19 protein-coding genes and 1 tRNA gene are annotated in these 19,294 nt (G+C 69.6%); 10 read left to right on the top strand and 10 right to left on the bottom strand.

The annotated features are described in order from the left end of the window. Nucleotides 1-90: 90 nt before the first annotated feature. Nucleotides 91-1,830, bottom strand: coding sequence for an aa3-type cytochrome oxidase subunit I (ctaD, locus tag IU476_RS11220; RefSeq protein WP_195099288.1), 1,740 nt, complete (start codon nucleotides 1,828-1,830; stop codon nucleotides 91-93). Between the two features lie 204 nt (nucleotides 1,831-2,034). Beyond that, entirely contained in the window at nucleotides 2,035-4,218 is a 2,184-nt protein-coding gene (locus IU476_RS11215; protein ID WP_195099286.1) for an ArnT family glycosyltransferase, read from the bottom strand. Between the two features lie 186 nt (nucleotides 4,219-4,404). On the opposite strand from IU476_RS11215, the gene IU476_RS11210 reads away from it, so the two are divergent. Further along, nucleotides 4,405-4,480, top strand: a tRNA-Gly gene (locus IU476_RS11210). Between the two features lie 57 nt (nucleotides 4,481-4,537). Here IU476_RS11210 and IU476_RS11205 read toward each other — a convergent pair. From IU476_RS11205 to uraD, 4 genes are all read right to left on the bottom strand, one after another. After that, nucleotides 4,538-5,302, bottom strand: coding sequence for an IclR family transcriptional regulator (locus IU476_RS11205; RefSeq protein ID WP_438943995.1), 765 nt, complete (start codon nucleotides 5,300-5,302; stop codon nucleotides 4,538-4,540). Nucleotides 5,303-5,439: 137 nt separating this feature from the next. Then, nucleotides 5,440-6,345, bottom strand: a complete 906-nt coding sequence (gene pucL / locus IU476_RS11200) for a factor-independent urate hydroxylase (RefSeq protein ID WP_195099282.1) — start codon at nucleotides 6,343-6,345, stop codon at nucleotides 5,440-5,442. Nucleotides 6,346-6,351: 6 nt separating this feature from the next. Continuing rightward, on the bottom strand, nucleotides 6,352-6,687 hold the full coding sequence (gene uraH / locus IU476_RS11195; RefSeq protein ID WP_195099280.1) for a hydroxyisourate hydrolase: 336 nt from the start codon (nucleotides 6,685-6,687) through the stop codon (nucleotides 6,352-6,354). Further along, complete coding sequence (uraD, locus tag IU476_RS11190; RefSeq protein ID WP_195099278.1) at nucleotides 6,684-7,181, bottom strand: 2-oxo-4-hydroxy-4-carboxy-5-ureidoimidazoline decarboxylase; 498 nt, start codon at nucleotides 7,179-7,181, stop codon at nucleotides 6,684-6,686. Before uraD ends, uraH begins: the two co-directional genes overlap by 4 nt. A 348-nt stretch (nucleotides 7,182-7,529) precedes the next feature. Between uraD and IU476_RS11185 the strand changes: the two genes are divergently transcribed. From IU476_RS11185 to IU476_RS11155, 7 genes are all read left to right on the top strand, one after another. Then, nucleotides 7,530-8,339 carry a hydroxypyruvate isomerase family protein gene (locus IU476_RS11185; protein WP_195099276.1) on the top strand — a complete coding sequence of 270 codons (810 nt, stop codon included), beginning with the start codon at nucleotides 7,530-7,532 and terminating at the stop codon, nucleotides 8,337-8,339. Then, a complete protein-coding gene (locus IU476_RS11180) occupies nucleotides 8,321-9,235 on the top strand; it encodes a 2-hydroxy-3-oxopropionate reductase (RefSeq protein ID WP_228823560.1) in 915 nt (304 codons plus the stop codon). Before IU476_RS11185 ends, IU476_RS11180 begins: the two co-directional genes overlap by 19 nt. 19 nt (nucleotides 9,236-9,254) lie before the next feature. Then, nucleotides 9,255-10,946 (top strand): glyoxylate carboligase, encoded by a 1,692-nt coding sequence (gcl, locus tag IU476_RS11175; protein WP_195099272.1) that lies wholly within the window; start codon nucleotides 9,255-9,257, stop codon nucleotides 10,944-10,946. Continuing rightward, a complete protein-coding gene (locus tag IU476_RS11170; protein ID WP_195099270.1) occupies nucleotides 10,943-12,166 on the top strand; it encodes a glycerate kinase in 1,224 nt (407 codons plus the stop codon). Before gcl ends, IU476_RS11170 begins: the two co-directional genes overlap by 4 nt. A gap of 128 nt (nucleotides 12,167-12,294) precedes the next feature. Beyond that, nucleotides 12,295-13,290: an allantoicase gene (alc, locus tag IU476_RS11165; protein WP_195099268.1), complete on the top strand. Its 996-nt coding sequence runs from the start codon at nucleotides 12,295-12,297 to the stop codon at nucleotides 13,288-13,290. 17 nt (nucleotides 13,291-13,307) lie between these two features. Next, the gene (locus IU476_RS11160) at nucleotides 13,308-13,694 is read left to right on the top strand and encodes an allophanate hydrolase-related protein (RefSeq protein WP_195099266.1); all 387 of its coding nucleotides are present in this window, start codon (nucleotides 13,308-13,310) and stop codon (nucleotides 13,692-13,694) included. 120 nt (nucleotides 13,695-13,814) lie between these two features. After that, the gene (locus IU476_RS11155; RefSeq protein WP_195099264.1) at nucleotides 13,815-14,375 is read left to right on the top strand and encodes a hypothetical protein; all 561 of its coding nucleotides are present in this window, start codon (nucleotides 13,815-13,817) and stop codon (nucleotides 14,373-14,375) included. Nucleotides 14,376-14,396: 21 nt separating this feature from the next. On the opposite strand, the gene IU476_RS11150 is transcribed toward IU476_RS11155, so the two are convergent. Further along, nucleotides 14,397-14,543, bottom strand: a complete 147-nt coding sequence (locus IU476_RS11150; RefSeq protein ID WP_195099262.1) for a DUF1059 domain-containing protein — start codon at nucleotides 14,541-14,543, stop codon at nucleotides 14,397-14,399. A 28-nt stretch (nucleotides 14,544-14,571) separates the two neighbouring features. Beyond that, nucleotides 14,572-15,408 (bottom strand): LLM class F420-dependent oxidoreductase, encoded by an 837-nt coding sequence (locus IU476_RS11145; protein WP_195099259.1) that lies wholly within the window; start codon nucleotides 15,406-15,408, stop codon nucleotides 14,572-14,574. A gap of 175 nt (nucleotides 15,409-15,583) precedes the next feature. On the opposite strand from IU476_RS11145, the gene IU476_RS11140 reads away from it, so the two are divergent. Continuing rightward, nucleotides 15,584-17,218 carry a cutinase family protein gene (locus IU476_RS11140; RefSeq protein WP_195099258.1) on the top strand — a complete coding sequence of 545 codons (1,635 nt, stop codon included), beginning with the start codon at nucleotides 15,584-15,586 and terminating at the stop codon, nucleotides 17,216-17,218. A gap of 213 nt (nucleotides 17,219-17,431) precedes the next feature. Here IU476_RS11140 and IU476_RS11135 read toward each other — a convergent pair whose 3' ends face one another. Further along, nucleotides 17,432-17,788: a MerR family transcriptional regulator gene (locus IU476_RS11135; RefSeq protein ID WP_195099256.1), complete on the bottom strand. Its 357-nt coding sequence runs from the start codon at nucleotides 17,786-17,788 to the stop codon at nucleotides 17,432-17,434. Nucleotides 17,789-17,855: 67 nt separating this feature from the next. On the opposite strand from IU476_RS11135, the gene IU476_RS11130 reads away from it, so the two are divergent. Continuing rightward, complete coding sequence (locus tag IU476_RS11130) at nucleotides 17,856-18,629, top strand: amidohydrolase family protein (RefSeq protein ID WP_195099254.1); 774 nt, start codon at nucleotides 17,856-17,858, stop codon at nucleotides 18,627-18,629. 325 nt (nucleotides 18,630-18,954) lie between these two features. Here IU476_RS11130 and IU476_RS11125 read toward each other — a convergent pair whose 3' ends face one another. Next, the gene (locus tag IU476_RS11125) at nucleotides 18,955-19,266 is read right to left on the bottom strand and encodes a hypothetical protein (protein WP_195099251.1); all 312 of its coding nucleotides are present in this window, start codon (nucleotides 19,264-19,266) and stop codon (nucleotides 18,955-18,957) included. Between the last annotated feature and the right edge of the window lie 28 nt (nucleotides 19,267-19,294).

Here is a 19,294-nt window from a genome sequence, read left to right as displayed (position 1 = left end):
GTGTCCCTGGGGAACACAGAGCCTTGGTCGCCTCGAGGGCACGAACGCGGTGCCGGTCTCTTTCCGCCGTCCACCGGTCCGAGCGGCAGCCTACTGCGGGACCACCGGGTGGTCGGGGATCTCGACCCGCGCGTGGCGGCCGAACCCGACGTGGGCCTCGGCCCGCATCCGCTCGACCATGTGCGGATAGTGCAGCTCGAATGCCGGTCGCTCCGAGCGGATGCGCGGCAATTCGTAGAAGTTGTGCCGCGGCGGCGGGCAGGATGTCGCCCACTCCAGCGAATTGCCGTAGCCCCACGGATCGTCCACCGTCACCACCTCGCCGTAGCGGTAGCTCTTGAAGACGTTCCACACGAACGGCAGCACCGAGGCGCCCAGGATGAACGCGCCGATGGTCGAAATGGTGTTCAGCAGCGTGAAATTGTCGGTCGGGAGGTAGTCGGCGTACCGGCGCGGCATGCCTTCGGCGCCCACCCAGTGCTGTACCAGGAAGGTGGTGTGGAAGCCGACGAACGTGGTCCAGAAGTGCCACTTGCCCAGCCGCTCGTCCAGCATGCGCCCGGTCATCTTCGGGAACCAGAAATAGATGCCCGCGTAGGTCGCGAAGGCGATGGTGCCGAACAGCACGTAGTGGAAGTGCGCGACGACGAAATAGGTGTCGGAGACGTGGAAGTCCAGCGGCGGGCTCGCGAGAATGACACCCGACAGACCGCCGAACAAGAATGTCACGATGAAGCCGACCGAGAACAGCATGGGCGATTCGAAGGTCAGCTGCCCCTTCCACATGGTGCCGATCCAGTTGAAGAACTTCACGCCCGTGGGCACCGCGATCAAGAAGGTCATGAACGAGAAGTAAGGCAGCAGAACGGCTCCCGTGGCGAACATGTGGTGCGCCCACACCGCGATCGACAGCGCCGCGATCGCGAAGGTCGCGTAGACCAGCGCCGTGTAGCCGAAGATCGGTTTCCGGCTGAACACCGGGAAGATCTCCGTCACGATGCCGAAGAACGGCAGCGCGATGATGTACACCTCAGGGTGGCCGAAATACCAGAACAGGTGCTGGTACAGGATCGGCCCGCCGTTCGCGGCGTCGTAGATGTGCCCGCCCAGATGCCGGTCGTAGGCCAGCGCCATCAGCGCGGCGGTCAGGATCGGGAAGGCCAGCAGGATCAGAATGCTGGTCACGACGATGTTCCAGGTGAAGATCGGCATCCGGAACAGCGTCATGCCCGGGCAGCGCAGGCACACCACCGTGGTGATCATGTTGACGCCGCCGAGGATGGTGCCCAGACCCGAAACCGCCAGTCCCAGAATCCACAGATCCGCGCCGACGCCGGGCGCGTGCACGATATCCGAGAGCGGGGTGTAGGCGGTCCAGCCGAAATCGGCCGCGCCGCCAGGAGTGATGAAACCGGCCGTCGCCATGGTCGCGCCGAACAGATACAGCCAGTAACTGAACGCGTTCAACCGCGGGAACGCCACGTCGGGGGCGCCGATCTGCAACGGCAGCACGATATTGGCGAACGCGAAGACGATCGCGGTCGCGTAGAACAGCAGCATGATCGTGCCGTGCATGGTGAACAGCTGATTGAACTGTTCCGGCGACAGGAATTGCAGGCCCGGCCGCGCCAGCTCGCCGCGCATCAGCAGGGCCATCACGCCGCCGATGAGGAAGAACGTCATGGCCGTGAACAGATACATCTGACCGAGCATCTTCGGGTCGGTCGTGGTGATCGCCTTGTACAGGAACGACCCCTTCGGGCCGCCCCGCGCCGGAAAGGGTCGCGCGGCCTCGAGCTGGCCCTCCGGTTTCGGAGATACAGCAGTCAACACATCCTCCTAGGTCGTTTCCCGCAACTCGTCCGCGCGGACGGAACATGCTTGTGGAACCCGTGAATGACGCGCACACCGAACGCAAGCAGCATACGTGCAGCTATCGGGCGGTGGGCGGGGAACACTCCGGTCGCGCGGACGCGAACAGGCCCCGCGTCCGGTGGGACGCGGGGCCTGTTCGGGTCGGTGCGGGAACCGCCCTCAGGAGATCGGCTTCGTCAGGTCGTAGACCGTGGTGCCGCCGACCGTCGTGGCGGTGAAGTGCTCCTGCACCCAGGCGGTGATCTCCGACGCCGAGCCCGAACCGCCGCCGGGTCCGCCCATGCCGCCGCCCGCGATGAAGTAGCGCACCTCGCCGTTCGCGACGTACTGCTGGAATTGGGCCAGCGTCGGTGCGTCGTCGCTGCCGGTGAAGCCGCCGATCGCGATGATCGAGGTCCCGGTGGACAGCTCCAGGCTGCCCGCCGACTGCGCGCCCACCGTCGCCGCGGCCCACCGGTTGCTCGTATCCTTCAGCAGCGCTTGCAGTTCCGCGTTGTTGCTCGCGGTACCGCCGAAGGACATCCCACCACCTGCCGCCGAGCCTTGGGCCGTACCACCCGCCGCCGAGGCGTCGGCCGTGGTGCCTGAGGCCGTACCCCCCGAGCCTTGGGACGAGGTGCCCGAGGCTGTGCCGGGCGAACCCTCGGTCGTACTGCCGGACGCCGCACCCGCCGAGCCTTGGGGCGAGGTGCCGGGGGTTGTGCCTGGCGAACCCTCGGAAGCCGCGTTGTCCGACGGGCGCTCGCCCGTGCCATCGAAGCGGCCGTCACCGTCCGGGCGGGCGGACCCGTCGCCGACGGGTGCGCCCATGCCGCCGCCCATGCCGCGTCCGGTCTGCGGGCCGGAGGTCGGGATGGAGCCGCTGTGCGCGGTCGTCACGGTGTCGACGGTGTAGGCGGCGGCGCCGCCCAGTCCGAACAGCAGACCCGCGGCGGCCACGACCACTGTCAGGCGGCCGAGCCGGTGTGCGCCGACGACCAGTACCAGCGCCACCGCGACGCAGCCGATCAGCACCGCCCACCGCAGCGCGGGGAACCAGTCGGGAGTCCGGTTCAGCAGCACGAAGTTCCAGACACCGGTGGCGGCGAGCATGCCGCCCAGCACCGCACGCGGCACGAAACCGCCTCGCGCCCGCCACAATTCGGTGACCGTGACACCGATGAGCGCGGCGACGGCGGGCGCCAGCGCGACCGTGTAGTACGGGTGGATCGTGCCCTGCATGAAGCTGAACACCACGCCGGTCACGAGCAGCCAACCGCCCCAGAGGATCAGCGCGGCCCGGGTGCTCCCGGTGCGCGGGGTGCGACGGGTGAGCCAGAGCCCCGCGAGCAGACCGATCAGCGCCGCGGGCAGCAGCCAGGAGATCTCGGTGCCCATGGAATCGCCGAACAGCCGGGAGATTCCGGTGCTGCCGCCGAAGCCGGTGTTGCCACCGCCGCCTCCACCGCCGCCGCCGTTGCCGGAGCCGCCGAGCACCCGGCCGAGACCGTTGTAGCCCAACGCCAGCTCCAGCAGGCTGTTGTCGGTGGAACCGCCGATGTAGGGCCGCGAACCGCTCGGCCACAGCTCGACCAGCAGGATGTACCAGCCCGCGGACACCACGACCGCCAGCAGCGCGCCCAGCAGCTTGCCGATCCGCTGCCAGAATCCGATCGGCGCGGCGACGAGGAAGGCCAGCGCGAACGCGGGCAGCACGAGGAACGCCTGCATCATCTTGGTCAGGAAGCCGAACCCGATCGCCGCACCGGCGAGGGCCAGCCAGCGCCCGCTGCCGCGCTCGGTGGCGCGCATGGTGCAGTAGGCAGCCGCGACCAGCAGGAACACCAGCAGCGCATCCGGATTGTTGAAGCGGAACATCAGCGCGGCCACCGGGGTCAACGCCAGCACGCTACCGGCCAGCAATCCGGCGCCGGGCCCGCTCCAGCGACGTACCGCGGCATAGACGAGCCCGACCGAGGCCACGCCCAGCAGCGCCTGCGGCAGCAGCATCGAGAAGGAACTGAACCCGAGCAGCCGTCCCGACAGCCCCATCAGCCACAGCGACGCGGGCGGCTTGTCGACGGTGATGGCGTTGCCCGCGTCCAGCGACCCGAACAGCAGCGCCTTCCAACTCTGCGTGCCCGCCTGCGCGGCCGCCGCGTAATAGTCGTTGGCCCAACCGTTTTCGCTCAACGCCCAGAGATAGGCGAAGGCCGTCGCGAGCAACAGCGCCAGCAGCGCGGGCCGCGCCCAGCGCGGCCGGTCGGGTGGTCCCGAGGCCCGGCGGTGCCGGTGCCGCCGGCTGTCCGGCGGGCTCGGGGGCGGGGGCGTCTCCCGCCGGGCGGGAGCCTCGATGGTGGTCATAATCGGTCCTCTCGTGTCTCGACCCCATCGTCGAGCCACCGACTGAGTCCCCCGTCCGGCCACGCTGTGGAGTTGCTGTGACTCCCCTGCGGACCCCACCACCCACCCGAACCGCCCCTACCAGCCGATTCGCCGATCGCGAGCCCCATCCGCTATCGTTTTATCCCGTCGCCCCAAGGGCACGATGCGGATGTAGCGCAGCTGGTAGCGCATCACCTTGCCAAGGTGAGGGTCGCGGGTTCGAATCCCGTCATCCGCTCCACGATCTCTTCGGTCCCGCTCGGACCACTCCCCGCCGGACGCGTTCGCCGCGCCGAATTCAGCTCTGGGACAGTAGGTCTCGGCCGAGGGCGGTGGCGGTTTGCTGGAGTAGGGGGATGATGGTGTTCATGTCCAGGCCCGCTACTCGGGATTGGGGGCCGGAGATGGAGATGGCGGCTCGGGTGGGAGCGTCGGGGACGGCGACGGCGTAGCAGCGGACGCCGATCTCCTGTTCGCCGTCGTCCTGCGCGTAACCCTGGATGCGGACGCGGTCGATCTCGGTGCGCAGCACCGCGGGGTCGGTCAGGGTGTGCGGGGTGCGGGGGCTCATCGAGATGCGGGACAGGATGCGGTCGGATTCGTCCGGGGGCAGCGCCGCCAGCACCGCCTTGCCGACGGCCGTGCAGTGCAGGTCCACGCGCTGACCTACCTCGGTGAACATCCGCATGGCGTGCGGCGAGGGCACCTGGGCCACGTAGACGACCTGATCGCCGTCGAGCACGGCCATGTTCGAGGTCTCGCCGGTCCGGTCGCGCAGCCGGGTCAGATGCGGTCCGGCCGAGGCGCCGAGCACCCGGCTCGCGGTCTCGCCGAGCCGAATCAGCCTGGGCCCCAACGAGTACCGCCGCGACGGCTGCTGGCGGATGTAGCCGCCGGCGCTCAGGGTGCGCAGCAGCCGGTGGATGGTCGGCTGCGGCAGCCCGGACGCCTCGGCGAGATGCGACAGCGTCGCCTCACCGCCCGCGTCGGCCACCAGCTCCAGCAGTTCGAAGGCGCGGTCGACGGATTGCACCCCGCCGCTCCGCGGACGCGCTTCGGTCACGGCGATCCTTCCCTCGTCGGTGGGCTCGCCCACCATTTTCGCAGCCCGGTTCCGCTTTGCGGAAGTTCGCATCGCGGAATTCGGAGTCTAGGAAATGGAAGAACCAGCGCACGCACCGGGTCAGGACGCGCGCGGACCTAGCAAAAGCCGGGGATCCCGTGCCAGGCCCGGCCGGGAGCGGTGGCGTCGTCGCGCTCGACGGTGGCCTCGATCAGCCCGTAGGGCCGGTCCGCGGCGATGAACACCTCGCCGGGATTGTCGAGCCCGAATTGCTCCAGGTCGTAACGGAAGTGGTGCTTGTTGGGCGCGGAGAACCGGATCTCGGCCACCTCGCGATGCTGCTCGAGCACCGCGCGCCCCATGCTGTAGAGCGTCTGCTGCAACGCGTAGGAGTGCACGGCGGCGAACTGCCGCAACAGAATCGAGCGAATCGAGTCGAAGGACTTGTCCCAGTCGACGTCGGTGTGGTCGTAGCGCCAGCGCGCGACCAGCGAGGTGGCCATGATCCGGTCGTCGGTCTCCGCCAGGGTGGTGTACCGGTCCTTGAAGAAGCCGTGGAACTCCGAGCCGGTCGTCTTCAGCACCACCAGATCCTTGATGCCCGAGACCACGAACGCGCGGCGATCCGGTCCGACACCGTCGACATTGACCACCGTGGTCCGCACGCCGCCGCCGCTGCGCACGAAGGAGTGGTCGTGCCCGAGCCCGTCGACCGGAATTCTGTCCCAGGCGAATTCGTCGATCTCGATACGCGCACCGTCCGCGCCCGGGCAGCGGGCGATGAAGTGGTCGGCGAGGGTGAGCCCGAAGTCCTCGATCTCGGTCACCCCCCGTTCCTTCGCGAAGGCGAACACCGCGTTCTTCTGGGTATCGGTGGGCAGGATGTCGCGCTGGTCGCCGGTGATGTGGGCGTCGGCGAACCGGCCCCGCAGCGACGTGGACACGTTGAGGTCGCGGATGCTGTGCCGCGCGGTGTCGCGGTAGACCCGGACGAGCCGGTTCTCGGCCTTGCCGTACTGGTTGGGCCCGAGCTGGATGGCCATGGGAATTCAGCTCCCTCGATAGGTGGAGATGGCGAACGGGGACAGCAGCAGCGGCACGTGGTGGTGCTGCGCGGGATCGGTGACGGTGAAGGTGACGGTCACCTCGGGGAAGAAGTGCTCGCGTTCGCCGAAATAGCCTGCGGTGTCGAAGATCAGGCGGTAGTCGCCCACCTCCACGCGCTCGGGGCCGAGGACGGAGACGCGGCCGTCGGCGTCGGTGCACGCGTCGCCAATCGGCCGCCAGCCGTCCGGCTCGCGAAACTCCAAACGCACCGGCATATCTCGCGCCGGACGACCGGCCGCGGTGTCGAGCACGTGCGTGGTGATGGCACTGCGGCTCATGGAATCACCAGTCCTTCCAGTCGTACTCGCGCGATCGCGGCGAGTTCCTTTCGGGTGACGGCTATTTCGTTCGAGGGATCGTTGTCGAGCCGAGCCGTGAGATCGGCGAGCAGTTCGGCCCCGCCGCGCCCCGCGGCGCACACGAGGTAGATGTGGCCGAACTTGCTCTCGTAGGCGAGGTTTCCCACCCGCAGCCGCTCGGCCAGGTCGGTGTCGGCGGCGTCGACACCGGACTGCTCGTGCGCCGCCCGGGACCCCGGGATCGTGCGCGCGCCGATGCGCGGGTGATCGGCCAGCGCGCGCCGCACCTGGGACGCGTCGAGCGCGAGCACCGCCCGCTCGGCCAGGTCCAGCAGCGCGGCACGATCGGCATACGGCCGCGCGGCACTCACCGCGTCGGCCCATTCCGCAAGGCCTACAACACCTTCCAGGATGCGCCGCCAGCTCGGAGCCGGTAGCGCGTTGATTCGGGAGATAGGGAGCGGTTCCGGCACCGGACACCTCCGCCCGGCGAGCCGGGAGTCGCAATCATTTCGTATAGCGGAATCATAGTTCCACTAGCGCTGAATCTACGGGTGGACGCGCCGGACTGTCAACGGCATCTCGCACGCCGAACCGAAATTCGACCGAAGTGTTGACCGTCACATACTCGAGCCGCTACCGTCGTATTACGGAAGTTGTATTCCGCAATACGAAATATCCGAGACGTCGGCGTCGAAGCCGCGTCCCCGCCGCGAGACCGATACGCGCGGCCACCTCACCCCGGTCCACGCACCGGCGTCACCGAATCACCGGGCCCGTCCGCCCGGACGGCAGCGCTGCCCGACCCAGGAGAAGACCGCATGACCGAACACCCACTCCCCTACGCGGTGAACCTGTCCATCCTGTTCACCGAGCTGCCCCTGCTCGACCGGCCCGCCGCGGCGCGGGCCGCCGGTGCCGACGCGGTCGAATTCTGGTGGCCGTTCGCCACCGCCACTCCCGACGACGCCGAGGTCGAGGAGTTCGTCCGCGCCGTCGAGCAGGCCGGTGTGCGGCTCGTCGGGCTCAATCTGTTCGCGGGCGACATGCCGGGCGGCGACCGCGGACTGGTGTCGTGGCCCGGGCGCGAACAGGAGTTCGCCGACAGCGTCGCCGTCGCCGCGCGGATCGGCGACAGGCTGGGCTGCCGGGCGTTCAACGCTCTGTACGGCAACCGGATCGACGGCGTCGACCCCGCCGCACAGGACGACCTGGCCGTGCGCAACCTGGCCTTCGCCGCCCGCGCGCTCGCCGGCATCGGCGGCACCGTGCTGCTCGAGCCGGTCAGCGGCATCGCGGCCTACCCGCTGAAGTCCGCCGCGGACGTCGTCGGCGTGCTCGACCGGGTCCGCGCCGCGCAGGGGGCGGCGAACCTGGGCCTGCTCGCCGACCTCTACCACCTCGCCACCAACGGCGACGACCTCGACAAGGTCGTCGAGCGCTACGCCGACCGCATCGCCCACGTGCAGATCGCCGACGCCCCCGGACGGCACGAGCCGGGCACGGGCGCGCTGGATCTCTTCGGCTACGTCGGCAAGCTCGCCGCGGCCGGTTACCGCGGCCACGTCGCCGCCGAATACGTCCCCACCGGCGCCAGCGCCGACAGCTTGGCCTGGCTGCCCACCGCGTAAGGAGCATCGCAATGAGCAAGATCGGATTCATCGGCCTCGGCATCATGGGTTCGCCGATGGCGGGCCACCTGGTCCGGGCCGGCCATGAGGTCACCGGCTACACCCTCGGCGCCGCGGCGCTCGACAAGCTGGTGGCCGAGGGCGGCAAGCGGGCCGCCGACGTCGCCGAGGCGGTCCGCGACGCCGAGATCGTCGTCACCATGCTGCCCGATCACCCCGAGGTCGAGGACGTGGTGCTCGGTGCCGACGGCGTCTTCGCGCACGCGCCGAAAAACGCTCTGCTGATCGACTTCTCGACCATCCGGCCGCAGAGTGCGATCGCGCTCGCCGACGCCGCTGCGCGAGAGGGCTTCCGAGTACTCGACGCCCCGGTTTCCGGCGGCCAGGCCGGTGCGGAGCAAGGTGTGCTGTCCATCATGGTCGGCGGCACGGCGGACGACTTCGCCGCCGCCACACCGGTATTCGAGGCCGTCGGGAAGACGTTCGTGCACGTCGGCGGGCACGGAGCCGGGCAGATCGTCAAGGCCGCCAACCAGCTGGTGGTCGGCGGCACCTATGCCCTGGTGGCCGAGGCGATCGTGCTGATGGAGGCGCTGGGCGTCGATCCGGGGAAGGGTCTGGACGTGCTGGCGGGCGGCCTGGCGGGCAGCCGGATCCTCGAACTCAAACGCGCGTCCATGGTCGCGCGCGAATTCGCCCCCGGCTTCCGAATCGACCTGCACCACAAGGACATGGGCATCGTCACCGACGCCGCGCGGCAGGCCGGGATCGCGCTGCCCGCCGGTGCGCTGGTGGCCTCGCTCGTCGCCGCGGGCCGCGCGCAGGGCTACGGCGCGCTCGACCATTCGGCGCTGCTGAAGGTGGTCGAGAACCTCAACGGCCGTGGCGCGCAATAGTTTTCAGAAGGGAAGAACAATGGCAAAAGTTCCGGTCATGCAGGCCGTGCTGGATGTGCTGCTCTCCGAGGGCGTCGACGTGACGTTCGGTTGCCCCGGCGCCGCCATCCTGCCGCTCTACGACGCCATGCGCCGCACCGACATGCGGCATCTCATCGTCCGCCACGAGGAGGGCGCCACCCACATGGCCGACGGGTGGGCGCGCACCACCGGCAACGTCGGCGTCGCCATCGGCACCTCCGGTCCCGCGGGCACCAATATGATCACCGGCCTCTACACCGCGCACGCGGATTCCGTTCCGATCCTGTGCATCACGGGACAGGCCGAGTCGAACAAGCTGCACCAGGAGGCTTTTCAGGCGGTCGACATCGTCGCGATCGCCGAGCCGGTCACCAAGTGGGCCGTGCAGGTGAAGGAGGCCGCGCAGGCGCCGTGGATCTTCCGCGAGGCCTTCCGGATCGCGCGGTCGGGCCGACCGGGGCCGGTGCTGATCGACCTGCCGATCGATGTGCAGAAGCAGGAGATCGAGTGGGACGCGAGCATCGACGCGCCGCTGCCGGTGACGCGCGTGCTGCCGCATCCGCCGCGCGTCGCCCGCGCCCTCGACATGCTGCTCGACTCGGAGCGGCCGCTGATCCTCGCCGGCGGCGGCGTGATCCTGGGCGACGCGCACGCGGAACTGGCCGAACTCGCCGAACTGCTCGGCGTGCCGGTGCAGGTGACCTTGATGGGCAAGGGCGCGTTCCGCGAGGACCACGCGCTGTTCGCCGGCATCACGGGCGTGCAGACCAGCCAGCGCTGGGCCAACGCCGCCTTCCTGGAATCGGACCTGGTGCTGGCGCTGGGCGCCCGCTTCGGCGATCGGCACACCGGCACGCTCGACGTCTACCGCGGCGACCGCCGGTTCATCCACGTCGACATCGAGCCCACCCAGCTGGGCAAGGTGTTCGGACCCGATCTCGGCGTGGTGTCCGACGTTCGCCCCTTCCTCACCGCACTGCTGGCCGAGGCGCGCAACCGCAAGCAGCGCAAGGATTTCGGGGCCTGGGCGGCGCGGCTGGCCGAGCTGCGCGGCACCCTCACCCGGCGCGACGATTTCGACGTCACGCCGATCAAGCCGCCGCGCGTGTTCAAGGAGATCAACGAAACCTTCGGCGAGGACACCTATTTCGTCACCGCCATCGGGCTGTATCAGATCTGGTCCGGGCAGTTCCAGCGGACCTACCTGCCGCGGCACTACCAGGTCTGCGGGCAGGCGGGGCCGCTGGGCTGGGAGATCCCCGCCGCCATCGGCGTGAAGGCGGCCCGCCCCGGCTCCGAAGTCGTTGCGGTGGTGGGTGATTACGGCTTCCAGTTCCTGGTCGAGGAGCTGGCGGTCGCCGCCCAGTACGACGTGCCGTTCGTGATCGTCATGGTCAACAACGAGTACCTGGGCCTGATCCGGCAGGCGTCGCTGCCCTACGAGATGAACTACCAGGTCGACATCCACTACGACGAGTTCGGCACCGACAACGTCAAGATCATGGAGGCCTACGGCTGCTCGGGCCGCCGCGTCTACGAGCCCGGCGACCTCGCCGACGCCCTCGCCTGGGCCCGCAAGCAGGCCGAGGCGACATCGCGCCCCGTCCTGGTGGAGGTGATGGTCGAACGCGAGGCCAACACCGCACACGGCCCGGCCATCGACGCGGTACGGGAATTCGAACCGGCATGAGCGGCCTGCGGCGCCGGGCAGGCCACGGGACCGGCACGAGTGGATCGCGAAGCGGTGCGGTCGGCCGAACCGGCTCGGGCGCACCGCGCATCGTACTGGCCCCGGACAAGTTCAAGGGGTCGGCGACCGCCGCGGAGGTCGCCGACGCCTTGGCCGCCGGCATCCGGCGGGTGCGACCCGACGCCGAGCTCCGCCGGGTTCCGGTCGCCGACGGCGGGGAGGGGACGGTGGCGGCGGCCGTGAGTGCCGGGTTCGACCGCGTCACAGTCGAAGTCAGCGGACCCACCGGCAGTCCGGTGCGAGCGGCGTTCGCGCACAACGGGTCCGTCGCGGTCGTGGAGGCGGCCGCGGCGTGCGGTCTGGCCCGGCTGCCGGGCGGAACGCCCGCACCGCTGACGGCCGGGAGCACCGGGGTCGGCGAACTGCTCCGCGCCGCACTCGACACGGGTTGCCGCACACTGGTGCTCGGGGTGGGCGGCAGCGCCTGCACCGACGGCGGGGCCGGAATGCTGACCGGGCTGGGTGCGGCACTGCTCGACGCCGACGGCCGCGCGGCGGGGCCGGGCGGTGGCGGGCTGACCGACATCGCCTACCTCGACCTGCACCGCCTCGACCCACGGATCCGCGCGGTGGATCTGGTGTTGGCCAGCGACGTCGACCATCCACTTCTCGGAAACACGGGCGCGGCAACCGTTTTCGGCCCGCAGAAGGGCGCGAGCGCGGGCGAGGTAGCCGCCCTGGAAGCGGGGTTGGCGCACTGGGCCCGACTCGTCCACCGCCGCACCGGATTCGATGCCGCCGACCGTCCGGGCGCGGGCGCGGCCGGCGGCATCGGCTTCGCCGCGCTGGCCGTCCTCGGGGCCCGCCGGACCGGCGGTATCGACATCATGCTCGACCTGGTGGGTTTCGACCGCGCCCTGTCCGGCGCCGATCTCGTGATCACCGGCGAGGGCTCGATCGACGCCCAGACCCTGCACGGCAAGGCGCCCGCCGGCGTGGCCGCCCGCGCCGCCCGCGCCGGAGTCCCGACCGTCGCGGTGGCGGGCCGCCTCCTCCTCGACGAGCACCACCTGCGCTCAGCGGGTTTCACCGCCACCTACCCCCTCACCGACCTCGAACCCGACCCGGACCGCTGCCAGCGGCACGCCTCCCGGCTCCTCACCCGCCAGGGCGAGCACATAGCCCGCCAGCACCTGACAGCGCCCACCACTCCGCGCTGAGCCCACCGCACGCCCCGCCTCGCGAGAGGAAGCCGAAATCGCCCCGCCGTCAACGATTTCGGCTTCCTCCAGCACGGCGGGCCGTGCGTCGGGGCAACCACCACAACCCCCAACCCCGAAAGGCCCCCATGCCCGACTGGACGCACCTACCCGACCTCGCCGCCCGCCGCGTCGGCGGCAGCGTGGTCGCCGCGAGCGACGAATTCTTCGCCGAGCGTGAGAATCTCGTCAAGGACGAGGCGCCGGAGTACCGCCCGCACACCTTCACCAACAAGGGTCAGGAGTACGACGGCTGGGAGACCCGACGACGGCGCGACGGCAGCACCGGCCCCGACTGGGCGCTGGTGCGCCTGGGCATCGCGGGCGTACCGGCCGCCGTGGTCGTCGACACCGCTCATTTCGCGGGCAACTATCCGCCGGAGGTGTCGGTCGAGGGCGCGTGCGTGGCCGGGCACCCGTCGGTGGAAGAACTGCTCGTCGCCAACTGGCACACCGTGGTCCCGCGCTCGCCCGTCGACGGCGACACCCGCACCGTGTTCGAGGTGCGGCACGCGCGGCGGCTCACCCACCTGCGCCTGAACATGCACCCCGACGGGGGCATCGCCCGCCTGCGGGTGCACGGCACCGCGGTCCCCGACCCGCGGTGGCTCGACGACGTGCCCTTCGATCTCGCCGCGCTGCGCCACGGCGGCCGCGTGGTCGACTGCAGCGACGGCTTCTTCTCGCCGCCGAACAACATGCTGCAACCGGGCCTCTCGCGGTTCATGGCCGACGGCTGGGAGACCCGCCGCCGACGCGGCGCCGGAAACGACTGGGCCACCGTCGCTTTGGCGGCCGAGGCGATCCCGAAGGTACTGGAACTCGACACCACCCACTACAAAGGCAATGCGCCGGCGGAGATCTCGCTGGACGGCATCACCGCCGACGGCGAGCGGGTGCCGCTGCTGCCGCGCACGACGCCGCAGCCCGACGCGCCGCACCGCTACCGCCTCACCGGCGACCGACCGGTGCATCTGGTGCGGCTCAACATCTTTCCCGACGGCGGCATCGCCCGGCTCCGGCTCTACGGACCACTCACCGCGGCCGGTCGGCAAGCCCTGCACGACCGCTACTCCGCCACCTGACCGAAACGGAGACCCCCATGGTCCTGATGTTCCTCAACGGCGACGGCATGCGCGGCGGCCGCCTGCACGACCAGCTCGCGGGCGCGCCCCTGCTGCGCCGCGCCCGCAGCGCCCCGAAATACCGCTACTACTCCGTCGGCGACCGCTTCCCCGCGATGATCGCCACCGACACGGCGGGCCGCCCGGTCACCGGCGAGGTGTACGACGTCCCGATGGAGATCCTGCGCGACAACCTGATCCCCGCCGAACCCCCCGAACTCGAACTCGGCCTCATCGAACTGGACGACGGCACCGCCTGCCTGGCCACCGTCCTGCGCCGCGACCAGCTCGGCTCGCCGAGCCTCATCGATATCTCCGACATCGGCGACTGGCGCGTCTACCGCGCCACCGGAAACCCGCACTGACCCGCGAAAACGCGAGTTCGCCGACACCGACCCCGCAGGTCGGTCCCCGCGACGACGACCGGGCAACTATGTTCGTGGAGTCCGGATCCCGATCGCCGATCAACGAGGAAGCGGGGTGCGATGCACTGGGATCAGATGACCGCCACGGCCGACGACCTGCGCAAACGCGCGACCCGACTGCGCCGCGGCGTCGGTCAGCTCGGGGTGATCGAGTCGATTCTCGACGCCGCGACCGGCCCGTGGCTCGGCGCCATGGACGCCGACGGTCGCGGCACCGCGGAGCTGCACATGCACCTGGCCGGGCGCTACCGCATCACCGCCGTCGTGACGAGCGCCGGAAAACTCACGCTCGTGCAGTTGCAGACGCCGGGCCCCGAGCCGGAGCGGGTGCTGTCCGCCAAGCCCGCCCTCCGCCGCGGCTGGGACGCCCCCGAGGAGATGCCCAAGCAGCCCGAATGGCTCGACTACGTGGTGGAGTGGGTCGCGAAGGCCAGCGCCGACGTCGACCGCCGCGCGGTGGTCGAATGGCATCTGAAAGGCGCCGACCGCAAACTCGCCGCCATGAACGACACCATCGACAGCCTCCGCCTCAGCCTGCGGGAACGCGAACAGCTCCGCGACGACCTGGCCGCCGAGGTCGCCGGGCTGCGCACCGAACTCGAGTCCCTCGGCCGGGACTGAGCCCGGCCGCCGCGACATGCGTCAGTACGCGATGAACAGGATCTCGTCGCGGGAGTAGTCGTGACCGGGGTGGTTCTCGGCCAGGTGCTTCTGCGTCTTCTCCACCAGATCGTCCTCGTCGGTGCCGACGATCGATTCTCCGCACGGGCAGTTCAGATTTCGCTTCATGAGCCGTCCTTTCTCCTCGATCGAGAGTCTAGGTGTCGTTTCGCGCGTCGGCATACCGATGTGCCAGCTCGGCGAAGTCGTCGAGGATACGGAGGGTTTCCGACTCCGGCACGGTCGGCAGGGACAAGGTCACGCGCTGCACGCCGGCCTCGGCGTAGGCGTCGAGCACCGCCGGGTCGGGCGGGGCGGGGGTGACGGCGATCGGCAGATCGTGGCCGTCGAGCGGCGCGAGCTGAGCGCGGACCGCGGCCGGGTCCGAGACCCCGTTGGGAATCCAGCCGACGCCGTGGCGGATCGCGCGGCGCGCGGCGGCCTCACCGCCACCGATGAAGATCGGCGGATGCGGGTGCTGCGTCGGCTTCGGCCAGGCGTAGATCGGGTCGAAATTCACGAATTGTCCGTGGTATTCGGAGAGGTCCTTGGTCCAGATCTCCACGAGCGCCTCGAGTTGCTCGTCGAGCAGCGCGCCGCGGGTGCGCGGGTCGGTGCCGTGGTCGGCCATCTCCTCGCGATTCCAGCCGACGCCGACGCCGAAGACGACACGCCCGCCCGAGAGCAGGTCGAGGGTGGCGACCTCCTTGGCGGTGTGGATGAGGTCGCGCTGGATCAGCAGGGTGACACCGGTTCCCAGGATCAGCCGCTCGGTGGCGTGCGCGATCGCGCCCAGGACGACGAACGGGTCGAGGGTGCGGTAGTAGACGCGCGGCAGGTCGCCGCCGCCGGGGTAGGCGGACTCGCGGCTCGCCGGGATGTGCGAATGCTCGGCGAGGAACAGGGATTCGAACCCGCGCTCCTCCAGGGCGACCCCGAGCGCCGGTCCGCCGATGCCTTCGTCGGTGAGGAAGGTGTTGACTCCGATCTTCATACCCTCCCGAACCTCCCGCTCACCGGTCCGTATTCCGCAGGGCCCGAGCAGCACCCGAGCAAGCCCCGGGCGAACTCTCCGTAACACTCACCGGCCCGGCGGCGACTTCCTCGGTGACACATGGCCCGTCGGGGGGCTTGTCCATCCTTGTCGGAATTAGGAATGGAATCAGGACATGGCTCTTCGCGAGTTCATTGCACGGCACCGGATAGCCTCGGCCGTCGCCGCACCGGCGGCGCTGGGCGTGGCGGCGATCGTCGCCGCCTCGTTCGCGCTGACATCGACGCCGCAGACCAGGGACACCCAGCTCACGTCCTCGGTGACCGAATGCCACGACATGGTGACCATCTCGGTCGCCGGTCGCAACGACACCCCGGTCGCCGGGACCACGAAACTGCTGGTGGACGCCAACGGCAACGAGCTACCCGCGGCGCTGTCGGGTGACCACAGCAGCGAGTGGGTGGACCCGGTGGTCAACGCGCCGGCCGGAGCGGTGGATCCCGGCTCCTACGCCGCGGTCTACATCGCGTACCCGGCGAACATGTCCACCTACGAGGAGGCCGTCGACACCGGCGTCGCGAACACCCAGAAGGTGATGCGCGAGATCTCCCAGGCCTGCCCGGACACCAAGTTCTCCATCGTCGGATACAGCGAGGGCGCCGACGTCGTGCGCCGCGTGGCGACGACCATCGGGCACCAGGAGGCCGACAAGGACGGCAACTACGGCATCGTCGACCCGGACGACGTGCTCGGAGTGGTCATCCTCGCCGACGCCGGGCGCTCGGCGGGCGAGGGCCCGTTCCCCGGCGCGAAGGACCCGTTCAGCAATCCGGACGGCTTCGATCAGGTGTATCAGAACGGGCAGAAGCCGGTGCCCGGCCAGGGCGCGCTGCCCGGCACCAGCGGCGATTTCGGCGCGCTGAACGGCAAGGTCGCGTCGTTCTGCTCGGACGGCGATCTGACCTGCTCGGCGCCGCAGAACATCTCGCTGCTGCAACTGGCGGTCAACGTCGGGCGGCAGCTGAACGTCGACGCGCTCGAACGCGACGGACTCACCCCGGCGACCGGGCAGGACGTCGCCGTGGTCCTCGGGCGGATCGCGCTGGCGGCGTTCGCCGACATCCAGTCGCAGCCGAACTGGATGCAGAGCGACGAGACCTTCCTCCAGGTGCTGCTGCGCGTGTCGGATCCGGACTACAAACCGGGCCAGGCACCCAAGACCCCGGCCAAGGCCGACTCGATCTCGACCGATCAGATGACGCCGCTGGCCTACCTGCCGCAGAAGGTGCTCAACGAGATCGTCGGCCTGATCGTGACGAACCAGAACACCATCCCGGTGATCATGAGCGATCCGTACCAGCTGACCCTGGGCCCCAACCACACCGGTCACCACTTCGACTACTGGAAGGACGCCGACCCGGCCAACGGCAAGCCGCTGACCTCCGCCGAGTACGCGGCCGCCTGGCTCACCCACCTGGCCCAGCAGGCCCAGGCAGGCAAGCGGGTCGACCCGACCTCGCAGCCCGGCGAGGCGGACCTCGCCGCCGCCTACAAGGCCGCGACCACCTCGGCGTCACCGACCACCACCGCGGCCCCCACCACCGGTTCCGCGACCACAACCGGTTCCGCGACCACCACGGCCCCGGCGACCACCACCCCGTCGACGACCACCGGAACCTCGAGTGCGACAACCACACCCGGGACCACGACCCCGCCGGTGACCACGACGACAGAAACCCCCAAGCCGACCACCACCACGCCCCAGCCGACCACTACCACCGGTGGTGCGACCGTGGCGGCGTCGAAATAGCCTGCGGGGTAGATAGTTCGGGAGCCGGGTCCCGTCCGTGAGCGCGGACGGGACCCGGCATCAACCGGCGAGACGAACAGGTGCGGCAAGGACCATCACCGCGTCCACGGCCAGAAGTTCGGTGGAAATCCAGCCGACATTGGCCAACGGCAACGTTTCGGCAACCTAGCGCGCGTGCTGCTCGGCATTGCGAGCCGACGGCCAGGGCACGTCTCAATCTGTCTCGCGCGCTGTGGCGTCGATGGTGCGGCGCAGCAGTTCCCGCGCGGCGGCGAGTTCCGTTGCGCGCCTGTCCAATTCGTCCAGTCGCGTTTCCAGCGCGGGCAGGACTCCTGGGCAGGCGCGCAACGCGCCATCGCTGTCGGCGCACGGCAGAATTCGGGCGATCAGCCGTGTGGGCAACCCGGCGGCGAGCAGCGCGCGAATCTGTCCTACCCGCTCCGCTGCGCCCTCGTCGTATTCGCGATAGCCGTTGGCGCGACGTTCCGCCGAGAGCAGACCCGCCCGCTCGTAGTACCGCAACAACCTCTCGCTGGTTCCGGTGCGGCGCGCGAGTTCACCGATCAGCATGACTTGACCTTCCCATGGTGTCAGGGATCAACACTGCCGTGCAGTAGCCGATTCCCGAGGAGCCACGTTGATCATCGACGCCCACAGCCACGTTCACGACCCCGTCGACCAGCACATCGCCCTGCTGGACGAGGCGGGCGTCGACCGCGCCGTCCTGTTCATGACCCGCCCCCACCCGGAACGCGCCGCGAATCTCGCCGAGCTGCGCACCGAAATGGACCTGCTGCACAAAGCCCTTGCGGGCCAAGGCGAATCGGGCCGCGAGACTGCCCGCCACGAACTCGACGCCACCCTCACCACCCACCCCGACCGCTTCATCGGCTTCGGCTCGCTACCCCTGAACGACCCGGACATCGGCGCACTCGTCCAACACGACATTGTCGACCGCGGCCTCCACGGCATCGGCGAACTGACTCCCCCACCAGGCGAGGCCGCACTCCTGGAACCCGTACTCCGAGCCGCCTCCGACCACCCCGGCCTCCCGGTCGTCGTCCACGGCGCAGCCCCCACCACAGCCGCCGACCTCCGAACCCTGGCAACCTTGGCCCACCGCCACCCCCAAGTCCCCGTCGTAATCTCCCAACTCGGCGGCCCCCACTGGATGCAAGCCATCGACCTCGCCCGCCAAACCCCCAACCTCTACCTCGAACTCTCCACAACCCCAATAATTTTCGCAATCCGCCTAGCCATAACCGAACTCCCCGACCGCACCCTCTACGGCTCCGACGCCCCCTACGGCGACCCCCTCCTAACCCGCCTCGCAATCGAACGCACCACCCCTTCCCTCCAAATCCGCACCCTCGTCCTCGGCGAAACCGCCCACCACCTCTTCCGCCTATAACCCCTGCCCTACCGCACCCTCCCCGAATCCGGCGTAATGCGCCGAGCTTCCACGAGCACCCGATACGCCAGCGCCTTGCGCGGACAGTCCTCACGACCGCATCTCCTGTGGGCCTGCATAATCCGATGCGCATCCGCCACAGTCACGACATGCCCCTGCTCCTCGTGACTCCACTCTCTCGAACATCCGAGCCGTCCCGACGCCGCGCTGTCGCGTCCCTCGTCCCTGCTGTCATCCAGTTTGTGATCGGGGCGCAGCAGTAAGAACACCGCGCCCGCAGCGATTGCGGCCAGCCCCGACATCACCGACCAGACGACCGCAGCATTCATGACCGTTCCAGGTGGCTCGAGACAGTCGTCCAACGACCGAAACTCATTCGCGGCAAGGCGGATTCGACATCCACGAAGCACATCAGCGCGTGCAACTGCATTACGTCGAGATGCCCCGGCGACGGCACGAGAACCACATCGACGTCAGCGGCACGCACCTGATCGATCACCGGGAGCAGGGAAGGCGGAGGCCAGTACAGGCGGTACCCGAGACGCCGCGCGAGCCGACGCACCCTGGGCTTGTCCAGCTCCGACGACTCGCTGGTGTCCGGGTCCACCCAGGCGAACGCCGTCGGATGTGTCCTCATCGACCGTTGCCTCCTTGCGTTGGTTGGT

Source organism: Nocardia blacklockiae (assembly GCF_015477355.1).
In the GTDB taxonomy this organism is placed as follows: Bacteria; Actinomycetota; Actinomycetes; order Mycobacteriales; family Mycobacteriaceae; genus Nocardia; species Nocardia blacklockiae.
The sequence above is the reverse complement of the archived record's forward strand: the minus strand, read 5'-3'. Positions and strand labels throughout refer to the sequence as shown.